Source organism: Paractinoplanes deccanensis (assembly GCF_016862115.1).
Classification (GTDB): Bacteria; Actinomycetota; Actinomycetes; order Mycobacteriales; family Micromonosporaceae; genus Actinoplanes; species Actinoplanes deccanensis.
In genome coordinates this window covers 15419-27899 of sequence record NZ_BOMI01000188.1, presented here as the reverse complement: position 1 = coordinate 27899, position 12481 = coordinate 15419, and the positions used below count along the sequence as shown (strand labels likewise).

The 12481-nt window shown below is 70.3% G+C and carries 8 protein-coding genes; 3 read left to right on the top strand and 5 right to left on the bottom strand.

Translation table 11 applies throughout. From position 1 onward, the window contains the following. Positions 1 to 12: 12 nt before the first annotated feature. Genes narI through Ade02nite_RS44270 form a run of 4 tightly spaced genes read right to left on the bottom strand, consistent with a single transcriptional unit; the run spans position 13 to position 6649 of the window. A complete protein-coding gene (gene narI / locus Ade02nite_RS44285; protein ID WP_203777272.1) occupies positions 13 to 759 on the bottom strand; it encodes a respiratory nitrate reductase subunit gamma in 747 nt (248 codons plus the stop codon). Next, positions 756 to 1397, bottom strand: a complete 642-nt coding sequence (gene narJ, locus Ade02nite_RS44280) for a nitrate reductase molybdenum cofactor assembly chaperone (RefSeq protein ID WP_203777270.1) — start codon at positions 1395 to 1397, stop codon at positions 756 to 758. The genes narI and narJ overlap by 4 nt, the downstream gene beginning before the upstream one ends. Next, positions 1394 to 2959, bottom strand: coding sequence for a nitrate reductase subunit beta (narH, locus tag Ade02nite_RS44275; RefSeq protein ID WP_203777268.1), 1566 nt, complete (start codon positions 2957 to 2959; stop codon positions 1394 to 1396). The genes narJ and narH overlap by 4 nt, the downstream gene beginning before the upstream one ends. Before the next feature lie 21 nt (positions 2960 to 2980). After that, entirely contained in the window at positions 2981 to 6649 is a 3669-nt protein-coding gene (locus Ade02nite_RS44270; RefSeq protein ID WP_203777266.1) for a nitrate reductase subunit alpha, read from the bottom strand. A gap of 231 nt (positions 6650 to 6880) precedes the next feature. On the opposite strand from Ade02nite_RS44270, the gene Ade02nite_RS44265 reads away from it, so the two are divergent. Then, entirely contained in the window at positions 6881 to 7879 is a 999-nt protein-coding gene (locus Ade02nite_RS44265; RefSeq protein ID WP_203777264.1) for an Acg family FMN-binding oxidoreductase, read from the top strand. 47 nt (positions 7880 to 7926) lie between these two features. Further along, positions 7927 to 8916 (top strand): hypothetical protein, encoded by a 990-nt coding sequence (locus tag Ade02nite_RS44260; RefSeq protein WP_203777262.1) that lies wholly within the window; start codon positions 7927 to 7929, stop codon positions 8914 to 8916. Between the two features lie 104 nt (positions 8917 to 9020). On the opposite strand, the gene Ade02nite_RS44255 is transcribed toward Ade02nite_RS44260, so the two are convergent. Next, positions 9021 to 11657, bottom strand: a complete 2637-nt coding sequence (locus Ade02nite_RS44255; protein WP_203777260.1) for an ATP-binding protein — start codon at positions 11655 to 11657, stop codon at positions 9021 to 9023. Between the two features lie 425 nt (positions 11658 to 12082). Here Ade02nite_RS44255 and Ade02nite_RS44250 point away from each other — a divergent pair, with 425 nt between their 5' ends. Continuing rightward, positions 12083 to 12394: a hypothetical protein gene (locus tag Ade02nite_RS44250; RefSeq protein ID WP_203777258.1), complete on the top strand. Its 312-nt coding sequence runs from the start codon at positions 12083 to 12085 to the stop codon at positions 12392 to 12394. Positions 12395 to 12481 lie beyond the last annotated feature (87 nt).

The window sequence follows — 12481 nt, the reverse complement described above, 5'->3', positions numbered from 1 at the left end:
GCGGGAAACGATTCACCTGTCGGACGACACCTTCTGACGGCCGGCGTCGCGGACCACGGCCGGAGCCGGTCGCGGGGCCGGGGCCGGGCTGCGCCGGGCACGGTAGACGACGTACGGGCGCCAGAGATACGCCAGCGGCGCGGACCACACGTGCACCAGCCGGGTGAAGGGCCAGAGTGCGAGGAAGAGGAAACCACCGATCGCGTGCAGCTGGTAGACCAGAGGGGCGCCGGCCATGAGCTCGGTGTGCGGCCGGAACCAGAAGATGCCCCGGAACCAGACGGCGATGGTCTCGCGGTAGTCGTAGCCGCCGCCGAGCATGTTGCGGCCGACGGTGGCGGTCATGCCCAGCACCACCATGGCGGCCAGGAAGGCGTACAGAACCTTGTCCATCGTCGTGGTGACGCGCCGGACCCGGCCGTTGACGAACCGTCGGGCGATCAGGAGCACGAGCCCGGCGATCATCACGACCCCGGTGACCGTGCCGGCCGAGACCGACACCAGGTGGTAGACGTGCTCGGAGACGCCGATCCTCTCGGTGAGCGTGGCCGGCACCAGCAGACCCAGCGCATGTCCCCCGATGACGCCGAAGGCGCCGAGGTGGAACAGCGGGGAGCCGAGCCGCAGCAGGCGGCTCTCCAGCAGCTGGCTGGTGTGGGTGGTCCAGCCGAACTGGTCGTGCCGCCACCGCCAGATGTGCCCGGCGGTGAAGACCGCGAGGCAGGCATAGGGCAGGGCGACCCAGAGCAACGTGTTCATCTTGCGGCCTCCGCGGCGGAGCAGTTCGGGTACGGGGAAAGGTTCGGGCCGGCGCCGATGCTCTCGAGCCCGACAGCCTCGACGGGCGGCCCGTCCGCGGCCAGCGCGCTGATGGCTGCCCGATCGTCGTCGGTGAGCTCGGGCAGCACCGCGCAGACCGCGTCCAAGAGGTGGCGGTACGGCGTACCGGAATCGGTCAGCGCGGCGCGGAGGACTTCGAGTCCCTGCCGGTGCTGGCGCAGCGGTGCTTCCCCGTCGCCGGGGCCGGCCGCGGCGGCGAACTCCAGCACCACCGGCAGCAGGTCGGGCAGTTCACCGTCGGCGAGCCGCAGGCCGTGGGCACGGTAGCGCTGTTTGAGCACGAGCAGCGCCATCCCGCGCTTGCGGGTGTCGCCGTGCAGGTAGTAGGTGAGGTAGAGCCCTGAGCGGCGTCGCAGGTCGAAGGTCTGCACGTACTCGCGCTGGGCCTCGATGGGCGATACGGCCAGCAGCCAGTCGAGAAAGGCGACGACCTCGTCCCGTACGGGTTCGGGCTCGATCAGCGCCGCGGCGGCCCGCAGGTCGTCGGCGGCGTCCAGCAGCTCGGTGTCGGGGTAGGTGAGCAGCAGCGAGGCCAGCTCGAAGACGCGCGCCCTCATGACCGGCTCCGCAGCGGATTGAGGGTGAGTCCACGACGGCCGTCGGTGCGCCGGAACAGCCCCGACCCGACGGCCGGGTGGAACTGCTCGTCCGCGCCGCCCACCGGGCAGTCGCCGTGGGCGGCGGCCTGCGCCTCGATCGCGGCGGCGTCCTTGGCGTGCGCGGCCGGGATGATGTACCGCTCGTCGTACTTGGCGATGGCCAGCAGCCGGTACATCGCTTCCACCTGGTCGCCGGTCATGCCGATGCTGTCCAGCAGGTCCTGGGCAACGGTGCCGTCCAGGGTCCGGGCCCGCATGTAGGAACGCATCGCGGCCAGCTTCATCAGCACGCCACCGGCCGCTTCGGCGTCGCCGGCGGTGAACAGCTCGGCCAGGTACTCGACCGGGATGCGCAGCTCACGGATGGTGTGGAAGACGTCGTCGGCGTCGGTGTCGTCGCGCCCGGCGGCGCACACGGCGTCGAGGACCGGCGACAGCGGCGGGACGTACCAGACCATCGGCAGCGTGCGATATTCCGGGTGCAGCGGCAGCGCGATCCGGTATTCGGTGATCAGCTTCCGAATCGGCGAGAGCTTCGCGGCGTCGATCCACTCGTCCGGCATGCCGGCCTCGCGGGCGGCCCGCTCCACGCCGGGGTCGTCCGGGTCGAGGAACACGGCGCGCTGGGCGTCCAGCAGGTCGCGCTCGTCCTCGATCGAGGCGGCGGCGAGGACCGCGTCCTCGTCGTACAGCACGATGCCCAGGTAACGCAGCCGGCCGACGCAGGTCTCCGAGCAGATGGTCGGCTGACCGGCCTCGATACGCGGGAAGCAGAGGGTGCACTTCTCGGCCTTGCCGGTGGCGTGGTTGACGTAGACCTTCTTGTACGGGCAGGCCGACACGCACATCCGCCAGCCGCGACAGCGGTCCTGGTCGACCAGGACGATGCCGTCCTCCTCGCGCTTGTACATGGCGCCGGACGGGCAGGCCGCGACGCAGGCCGAGTTGAGGCAGTGCTCGCAGATGCGCGGCAGGTGGAACATGAAGGTCTTCTCGAACTCGAACTGGACCTTCGCGGCCGCCTCGCCGGACATCCTCGCCAGGTTGGGATCGCCGTCGGCGCGCTCGTGCGCCCCGCCGAGCGAGTCCTCCCAGTTGGCACCCCAGGTGACGGCCATCGGCTCGCCGGTCAGCGCGGAGTAGGGCCGCTTGACCGGGGTGTCCGTCAGCCCGCCCGGCGCGCTGACCAGGATGTCTTTGTCGAAGGTGGCCGGCTCGTAGTAATCGTCGATGCTGGGCAGGTCCGGGTTGGCGAAGATCCGGCTGAGCCGCTTGGCCCGGCCGCCCGAGCGCAGCACGAGCCGGCCCTTGCCGTCGAGCTTCCAGCCGCCTTTCCAGCGTTCCTGATCCTCGTAGTGCTTCGGGTACCCGATGCCCGGCTTGGTCTCGACGTTGTTGAACCAGACGTACTCGGTGCCCTCCCGGTTGGTCCAGGTCTGCTTGCACGTCACCGAGCACGTGTGGCAGCCGATGCACTTGTCGAGGTTCATCACCATGGCGACCTGCGCGCGGATCCGCATGATCTCTCCACTTCCTCCTGATCAGTACTCGACATCCTGAGTGCGGCGGCGGATGACGGTGATCTCGTCACGCTGGCTGCCGATCGGGCCGTAGTAGTTGAAGGCGTACGTGAACTGGGCGTGCCCGCCGGCCAGGTGCGTCGGCTTGATGAGCAGCCTGGTCATCGAGTTGTGGTACCCGCCGCGGCGGCCCGACTTCTCGGCCTTGGGGACGTTCACCGTGCGCTCGGGCGAGTGGTACTGGAAGACGGTGCCCTCGGGCATGCGGTGGCTGACCACCGCGCGGGCGACGACGACGCCGTTGCGGTTGTGTGCCTCGATCCAGTCGTTGTCGTGTACGCCGATCTTCTCGGCGTCCTGGACGCTCATCCAGATGACCGGGCCGCCGCGCGACAGCGCCAGCATGAGCTCGTTGTCGTGGTACATCGAGTGGATCGACCATTTGGCGTGCGGGGTCAGGAACCGTACGGTCACTCCCCCGTCGACCGCGTCGCCGGGCTTGCCGAAGTGGCGAGCCATGTTCAGCGGCGGTCGGAAGGCGGGCAGTTGCTCGCCGAGCTCGGCCACCCAGTCGTGCTCGACGAAGAAGTGCTGGCGGCCGGTGATGGTGTGCCAGGGCTTGAGCCGCTCGACGTTGAGGGTGAACGGCGAGTACCGGCGGCCGCCCTTCTCCGAGCCGGACCACTCCGGGCTGGTGAACACCGGCTGCGGCGAGTCCTGCGTCTCGGCGTACGTGATCCGGTCGTTCTCGTGTCCCTCGACCAGGTCACGGAACCGCTGTCCGGTGCGCTTCTCGAGCTCGGCGAAGCCGGCGGCGGCTACGCGCCCGTTGGTGGTGCCGGACAGCGTCAAAATGGCCTCGCACATCCGGTCGGCGGTGGCCAGCGACGGCCGGCCGTCGATCGCGCCGTTCTGGTGCTTGAGGTATTCGATCTCCGGGGTGACGTCGACGGTGATCGCCTTGGTGGTGGTGCCCACCTTGTCGAGCAGCGGGCCGACGGTGCGCATCTTCGTGCCGATCAGCGTGTAGTCGCGCTCGATCTGGATCAGCTTCGGCATGGTGCGGCCGGGCACCGGCTCGCACTCGCCGGACTTCCAGTCCCGCACCCGGCCGCTGGGCATGGCCAGCTCGTCCGGGGTGTCGTGCTGCAACGGCGCGGCCAGCACGTCCTGGCGGACGCCGAGGTGGTCGACGGCCAGTTCGCCGACCTTGTCGGCCAGGGCCAGGAACGCGTCGTAGTCGGTGTGCGCGTCGCCGGGCGGCTCGACCGCGGGGCTGAACGCGTGCACGAACGGGTGCATGTCGGTGGTGGAGATGTCGTTCTTCTCGTACCAGGTGGCCGCGGGCAGCACCACGTCGGCGTGCAGGCCGGTGTTGGTCATCCGGAAGTCGATCGCGGTGAGCAGGTCGAGCTTGCCGGCCGGGGCGTCGTCCCGCCAGGTGAGGTCGCGGGGGCGCCGGCCGGGCTCGCACTCGGCGGCGCCGGCCGTGCCCTCGACGCCGAGCAGGTGCCGCATGAAGTACTCGTTGCCCTTGCCCGACGAGCCGAGCAGGTTGCACCGCCACAGGGTCAGGCAGCGCGGGAAGTTGGCCGGGTCGTCGGGGTCCTCGGCAACGGTCCTCAGGGATCCGTCCCGCAGCGACGCGACGACGTAGTCCTGGACGCTCAGGCCGGCCTCGGCGGCGGCCGAGGTCAGGTCGAGGGGGTTGCGGTTGAAGAACGGGTGCCCCGGGCTCCAGCCCATCCGCTGGGCGGCGGCGACGGTATCGGCGAACGCCATGCCGGTGAAGCGTCCGGTGCCCAGCGGCGAGGACAGCTCGTCGGCGGGGATCCGCTCGTAGCGCCACTGGTCGGTGTGCAGATACCAGAACGGCGTGCTGGCCTGGTGCCGCATCGGCCGCTGCCAGTCGAACGCGAACGACATGTGCTGCTGGCCGGTGATCGGCCGGGCCTTCTCCTGGCCGACGTAGTGCGCCCATCCGCCGCCGTTGACGCCCTGACAGCCGGTCAGCGTGACCAGGGAAATGAACGCGCGGTACGTCATGTCGGAGTGGAACCACTGGTTGGCGCCGGCGCCCAGCACGATCATCGAACGGCCCTTGCTGCGCTCGGCGTTGCGGGCGAACTCGCGGCCGATGCGGGCGGCGAGCACGGCCGGAACGCCGGTGATCTTCTCCTGCCAGGCGGGGGTGTTCGGCGAATCGGCGTCCTCGTAGCCGGCGGGCCATTCCCCCGGCAGGTCGTCCCGGCGCACCCCGTACTGGGCCATCATCAGGTCGAAGACCGTGGTGACGGCGTGGCCGCCGATCCAGCGGATCGGCACGCCCCGGCGGATCGTGGTGCCACCCTCGGTGGCGCCGATGTCGAAGCGGGCGAGGTCGATCTCGACCGTCTCGCCGCCGGTGTCCAGGCCGAGCATCGGCACGACGTCGCCCAGATCCAGGTTCCACTGCCCCGGCTCGCCGTACCGGAAGCCGAGCGATCCGTTCGGCACGACCGGCTGCCCGGTGCGCTCGTCGATCAGGACGGTCTTGTGCTCGCCGTCGGCCTGCTCGTCACCGAGGTCCGCCGCGGTGAGGAACCGGTCCGCGGCCCATGCGTCGCCGGTGTTGCGCAGGGTGACCAGGAACGGCAGGTCGGTGTACTTGCGGACGTAGTCCGTGAAGTACGGGACCTGGCGGTCGCGGAAGAACTCGGTGAGCACGACGTGGCCCATGGCCATCGCGAGCGCGCCGTCGGTGCCGGGGTGCGGCGCCAGCCAGTCGTCGGCGAACTTGACGTTGTCGGCGTAGTCCGGGCTGACCGCGACCACCTTCGTGCCCTTGTACCGGGCCTCGGCCAGGAAGTGCGCGTCGGGGGTGCGGGTGACCGGGATGTTGGAGCCCCACATCATCAGGTAGGTGGCGTTCCACCAGTCGCCGGCCTCGGGCACGTCGGTCTGGTCGCCCCAGATCTGCGGCGAGGCGATCGGCAGGTCCGCGTACCAGTCGTAGAAGCTCAGCAGCGTCCCGCCGAGCAGGGCGTGATACCGGGTTCCGGCCGCGAACGACGCCATCGACATCGCCGGGATCGGCGAGAAACCGACGACCCGGTCCGGGCCGTACGTCTTGGTGGTGTAGACGTGCGCGGCGGCCATCATCTCGATCGCCTCGTCCCAGCTCGCCCGGACGAAACCACCGCGGCCGCGCTGCGCCTTGTAGGCCTGCGCCTTCAGCGGCGTCTCGACGATCTCGGCCCACGCGAGCACCGGGTCGTTCAGGCGCTGCCGCGCCTCGCGGAACATCTCGGCGAGCACACCGCGGACGTACGGGTGGCGCACGCGCGACGGCGAGTACTCGTACCAGGAGAACGAGGCGCCGCGCGGGCAGCCCCGGGGCTCGTAGTCCGGCGCGTCGGGACCGGTCGTCGGGTAGTCGGTGGCCTGATGCTCCCAGGTGATCAGCCCGTCCTTGACGAACACGTTCCACGAACAGGAGCCGGTGCAGTTCACGCCGTGGGTCGAGCGGACCACTCGGTCGTACCGCCACCGGTCGCGGTAGAAGGAGTCCCAGGCGCTGTCGTGGAGCTGGTGCAGCGTCCGGCCGTGGTCGCCCAGCGTCTCGCGCTTGAGGAAGCGGCGGGCGGCGAGCAGCGGCGCGACCCCCGGTACGTGATCGGTCGCCGGTTCCGGCGGTCGTTGTGCTGACACGGCAGTCTCCTGTGACGCGAGCGAGGACGACGACCGTGGTCGTCGGCGCCGGGTGCGGCTCGGCACCCCACCACCCTCACCGATCGGTGACCGGCCGTTCATGTGCTCGTGGGCCCGACCTCGTGGGACTAAGGTCCCGAGCCGGGCCGGCCAAAGCAGGTCTTTCGGCCCTGACCGGCTCCGGCTGCCGCTTGCGACGGTGGAGCGAGTCGGACGAGCCCGGAGGTTGTCATGACCAGCCCCGAGGAACACGTGACCCGCGCCGAGGCACGCACCGCCCTGGAGCTGGCAGCCCGGGAATCGCTGCGAGCGCCGTCGGTGTTCAACACCCAGCCGTGGAAATGGCGCCTCACCGGCGACGTGCTGGAGCTGTCCTCCGATCCGTCCCGCCGGCTCGGCGTCACGGATGCCGAAGGCCGTCTGTTGCTGATCAGCTGCGGCGGCGCCCTGCATCACGCGCGGGTGTCCCTGGCCGCCGCCGGGTGGCACGCCGACGTGCGGCGCCTTCCGGACGAACAGCGTCCCGACCTGCTGGCCCGCATCCGGGTCGTGGGTCGCGCCGCAGCCGACACGCGGGCCAAGGAGCTTGTCGCCGTCATTCCTCGTCGACGCACGGATCGCCGCGCGTTCGGCGAGCGTCCGGTGCCCGAGGAGACCCTGGACCGCCTGCGCCGGCTCGTCGAAGCTCAGGGCGCCTACCTGCACGTAGTACCGGATGAGCGGGTGCCTGAGCTCGCCATCTCGGTCGACGAGGCCGCCGACGCCAACTATTTCGACCCCGCGCATCACAGCGAACTGACCAAGTGGACGCATCGGCCGGCCTGGGCCGGCGACGGAGTGCCGGCCACCACCGCGGTGCAGCCCAGCCTGCGCCGAGTGCCCGTCCGCAACTTCCTCCCGGACGGCTCGCCCGGCATGCTTCCCGGCGCCGACCACGACGAAGGCGCCACGTATGTGATCATCTTCGGGACCACGGACAGGCCGGTCGATCTGCTACGCGGCGGCGAGGCCATGTCTGCCCTGCTCCTGCACGCCACCGCCGAAGGGCTGGCGACGGCGCCCATCAGCGAGGCCGTCGAGGTGGCCTGGCCGCGCCGTCTGCTGAGCCGGCTGCTTTCCGGGGTCGGCGAGCCCTACCTGATCGTGCGGCTCGGCTATGTCGACGAGCCGGGCGAAGTGCCTCCCACACCACGCCGGGCACCCACCGAGGTGATCCGGATCGAGGACTGATCACGCCGCCTGGACCCAACGGCACCCTGCGTTCCGCCGAAGCGCGGATGGTCAGCGCCGCACTTCGGGGTGATGTCCGCGAGCGCGACCGGATCCTCCACCGGGATCTCGCCGGCGGCTGGCCCTTCGCGGTGATTCCCGCGGCCTTCTTGCTGGCCGCCCGGCGCAGGTTCCAGCCGCAGGTGGATCGCAGGATGACCACCAGGTTCGCGTGGCGCTTCGTGCTCAATGCCCCCGGCGCCGACCGTTTCCTGGTGCGAGACGTCGACACGGCACTTCGCGTGGCGATAGGCGACGAGTATCTCGGCGATGCCCTGCCCGCCGGCCTGGGGGAGATCATGTACGCCACGCTTTTCGGGTTGGCCGACGACTTGGAGCTCAGCGACCGTGCGGCCGTCGAACTGCTGGCCGAAGCAGAGGGGCAGATCGCCCTCGCCCATCGGCAAGAATGGGCCTTCCCGGACGGAAATGTCGACGCATCGATCTTGGGTGACGCTCACTGGCGGCGCACTCGGCAGCCCTACCTGGTCGCCAAGAACTGGCTACCCGCGAGAACCGGCGACTGTCGTCCACCACGTACGCCCCGATCGGACGAGCTGCGGCGACGAGCTCCGCGGACGCTCGCCGGGCGTTACGTCCGTTCCTTCCTAGTGCATTCCGGTCAGAAACGAGAAGTGGACTCGGACGACGTCCCCCACCAGGATCTCCTGCGGGTCATGCGAACGTCGTTCGCTCTGGCAGCACCCCTCTATCTGCATCCCGATCCCGACGTCCGCGAGATCGCCGAGCTGGTACGGAAGGCATGGGTGCCCTGTGAGACGAGCCTGAACTCGATGAAGGCGGAATATCTGGCCCGTTTCGCCACCGGGGGACGCGTTCCGCTGGACGGCATCACGTCCGATGACGTCTATCTGGCGTGCTCATTGATGTGGGTCGTCATCGCCAAGCACTGGAAGCGCGATGACCTTCTCATATCCGACCTGATAGCGGGGGCCGAAGAGGGCATCGCGGCTACAGGCTACCGGCTGACTCACTGACCCGTCCGCGTCCGTGGGGAGCGTGGAAACGACGGCGATACGGCAGCGCCGTTATTCCGGGTGATGGACGCGATCGGCGGCGACACCGCCGGTGACGGTATGGGTCACGGGACGTTCATGGTGCTTGCTTTGGCCGCGGATATGGACTGACCTGAGATGGCATCGGCCTCGGCGAACGCACGTCGCGCGGCGGCCGGGTCCACGCCGGTATAGGCGTGCCCGAGGCTGACCAGTGCTGCGGCCTGCAAGGAGTACCAACCGCGCTGGCGCCATCGCCGCACGGACTCTTCGAGCAGGGTGATGGCCCGGTCTCGGTTGCCGGCAGCGAACTCGATCTCGCCGAGTACCTGCAGTGCCTCGGCGAGATGGTGACCCATCCGGTATTCCCGGCTGAGGGCGAGCGCGAGCTCGGCGGTGCTGCGCGCCGCCGGGTCGCCGCGGCGCAGGTGCAGGCGTGCCAGCGCGAGCAGGGTGAGGACCTCGGTGTACGTGTCCCGGTAGTGGCGTGAGATGGCCAGCGACCGGTCCAGCATCTCGTGACTGGTGGCGAGGTCGCCCATCTCCCGCAGGCCGATCCCGGCGAATTGCAGCGCGGTCGCCTCCCACCTGGCGTTGCCCAGTACACGGGCCCGCTCGAGGGCCGCCCTGGTGTGGGCGACCGCGATGTCGAACTGCCCCTGCTCGAAGGTCGCGACCGCGAGCGCCAGGCGGGCGCGGGCCTCGCCGCCGACATGCGCCGACTTCTGCGCCAGCTCCCGAGCCTGTTCAGCCATGCCGACGGCCTGTGCGTGGGCGCCTTCGGCCGTCAGCGACCACGCACACATGACCGAGGCGTCGGAGCGGCCCGGCAGGTGCCCCAGCGCGGTGAACATCTCCAGCAGCCGTGACGCGTCGGCGTGCTGGCGAGCCATCGCGGAACCGCCGCTGTCCTGGTCGATCCAGGTCGAGACGTCGATGAGGCCGCGGAGCATGACCGCTTCGCCCAGCAGGTTGCCGCTGCTGCGGCAGACCTCCATCACCTCGGTGTTCAGGGCGGCCCAATCCGCGTACATGCCCCGCAGATCGAAGTACTTCTCCAGGCAGCCCGCGAGGTCGAAGGCCAGGTCGTCGAGCCGCAGCCGGCACGCCTGGCGCACCGCGGACAGCAGCGCCGCCAGTTCGGCGTCGAACCACTCCTCCGGGTCGACGCCCCATCCGGCCCAGCCGGCGATCGGTGGCCGGGGCGCGGGGCCGGCGATCCGGGCGTAACAGGGGCCGGGAATGTCGGCCGCCATCCGCTCGGCCACCGCCAGCCAGCCGCCCAGCCCGTGCCGCAGCGCCTGGTCCCGGTCGCGAGGCGAGTCCTCGGCCTCCGCGCGTTCCGCGGCGAAGACCCGGACCAGGTCATGGAAGCGATACCGGCACCCGGCCGCGCCGTTCGCGGTGACCTTGAGCAGCTGGGCATCGACCAGCGCTTCGACGTGTGCTTCGGCCTCTTCCTGAGAAGCCTCCAGGACGACCGCGGGAAGCCAGTCCGGGAGGTCGGAGGCGGCGAACAGGCCCAGCAGCCGGAACAGCCGCTGGGCCCCGGCGTCGAGCGCCCGGTAGCTGAACGCGAGCGAGGTCCGTACGGCCAGGTCCCCCATGGTGAGCCGATCGAGGCGGCGGCGTTCGTCGCCGAGGGCGGCAGCAAGGTGTTCCAGGCCCAGCGCGGGGCGTGCCGCCAGCCGGGCTCCGGCGATCCGGATCGCCAGTGGCAGGTCACCGCAGAGCCGTACGATCTCGGCCGCGGTGCTCGGCTCGGTTCCCACACGCCCGTCGGCGGCGATACGACCGAGCAGCCGGATCCCCTCCTCGCCGCCGAACACACCGAGGTCGAGCCGGTACGCCCCTTCCAGATCGGTCAGCCGGTTCCGGCTGGTCACCAGCACCGCGCAGGACGCGGCGCCCGGCAGCAGGGGGCGGATCTGCTCGGCCGACGCGGCGTTGTCCAGGACGACCAGGACCCTGCGCCCGGCCAGGAGCGACCGGTACTGCGCGGCCCGTTCCGCGGGATCCGCCGAGATCACCCGGTCCGGCACGCCGAACGCCCGCAGGAACCGTGCCAACACCTCCGCCGCCGGCAACGCCGACGTGTCGGCGCCACGCAGGTTGACCCAGAGCTGCCCGTCCGGAAACGCCGACGCCGCCCGGTGTGCCACGTGCACAGCGAGGACGCTCTTACCGACCCCTCCCATCCCGGAAATGGCGGCCAGCGCCGGCCCGTCATGCGGCCGGCTGGCATCGGCCGTCAACCGGCTCAGCACAGCGCTGGCCTCGCCGTCGCGACCGGTGAAGTCCCCGATGCCCGGGGGCAGCATCGCTGGGACGGGCCGGTGGTGCGCGGGCGCGGCCAGCTCCGGCCTCTCGCCCGCCGTTCCCGCGGGCGCGGCCCCGTCCGGCCTCTCGCTCGCCGTTCCCGCGGGCGCTGCGGTGTCCTCGACCTCCGGCTCGGCGGGCGCGATCGTCGCCGGCATGCCGACAGCTGCCGTCGGGTCCCGGGTGCCGGCAGCCAGGGCCTCATGAGCCGCGGTCCACTCCGCCACCTCGCTCGCGTCCAATCCGCACGCGCCGACGAAAGCCACGACCAGTTCGCGCCGGGGCAACGTCGCACGGTTCAGCATCGCGGCGGCGGTGCTCCGCGGCAGGACATTGCCGGCGGTGGCCGCCCGCGCCTCCAGATCCCGCAACGTCAGCCCGGACCAGGCACGCAGCCGTCGCAACGCGGCGACGAGCTCAGCGGCAGTACGCGGACCGTGCGGCCGTGGCGGCTGGGGCTCCACGGGCACCAACCGCCACCTCCCAGGCGTCATCCATCGATGGTTCTCTACTTTATCAAGCCATATTGATTGATGGGGGCACCTTGCGATGCCTGGACGGCGTACGGCCTCCCGCCGCCGCGCCCTCGCACCGGCCGCCGCACCGTAGTCACCAACGGGCCGACGAAACCCAGCACCGCGTCGCTACCCTCTCTTCGGGACACCCGTTTTTCTGTCCGGGACATCCGTTCTTTCTACGTCCCGACCTCGCCGGACATGTTGGGTCTTGTCCGGGACAGCCGCCGCCTCTTGGTAGACACCGAACTTGCAAGCATTCTCAAGGGAGATCTCGGGCCGCCTATCCGGCCCTCATCCCATCGGAGGTTTGCATGCGTATGCGTTCCATTCTCGGTGCCAGCTTCGTCGGCGCCGCTCTCACGCTCGGCACCATGGCCGCTCCCGCTCAGGCGTCCATTCCGTCCTGGTGCTCGGGCGGATCGGAATGGTCGGACACCAGGACCTACGGAGCCAGCTGCGACGTCGACTTCGCCTACTACGCAAGGGTGACGTGCACCAACGGTACGACCACCAAGACGGCGCGGGGCGTGACCACCAATGATGGTCGCTACTCCTATGCCTACTGCACCGCTTTCGGCTCGTCGTACCGAGTCAAGGGTGCCGGAACCCCCGTCAAGGCTTAGCACTTACCCCCGATCCTCGGGGCCCAGCCGAGGAGTTCCTGAAATAGGCCAACAGGGCGAGGGCCAGTGCGCGACAGATATCGCGCA

What these genes read in the sequence shown, in the direction of transcription:
- narI (WP_203777272.1), bottom strand. Translation starts at nt 759, where the DNA reads ATGAACACGTTGCTCTGGGTCGCCCTGCCCTATGCCTGCCTCGCGGTC.
- narJ (WP_203777270.1), bottom strand. Translation starts at nt 1,397, where the DNA reads ATGAGGGCGCGCGTCTTCGAGCTGGCCTCGCTGCTGCTCACCTACCCC.
- narH (WP_203777268.1), bottom strand. Translation starts at nt 2,959, where the DNA reads ATGCGGATCCGCGCGCAGGTCGCCATGGTGATGAACCTCGACAAGTGC.
- Ade02nite_RS44265 (WP_203777264.1), top strand. Translation starts at nt 6,881, where the DNA reads ATGACCAGCCCCGAGGAACACGTGACCCGCGCCGAGGCACGCACCGCC.
- Ade02nite_RS44260 (WP_203777262.1), top strand. Translation starts at nt 7,927, where the DNA reads ATGGTCAGCGCCGCACTTCGGGGTGATGTCCGCGAGCGCGACCGGATC.
- Ade02nite_RS44250 (WP_203777258.1), top strand. Translation starts at nt 12,083, where the DNA reads ATGCGTATGCGTTCCATTCTCGGTGCCAGCTTCGTCGGCGCCGCTCTC.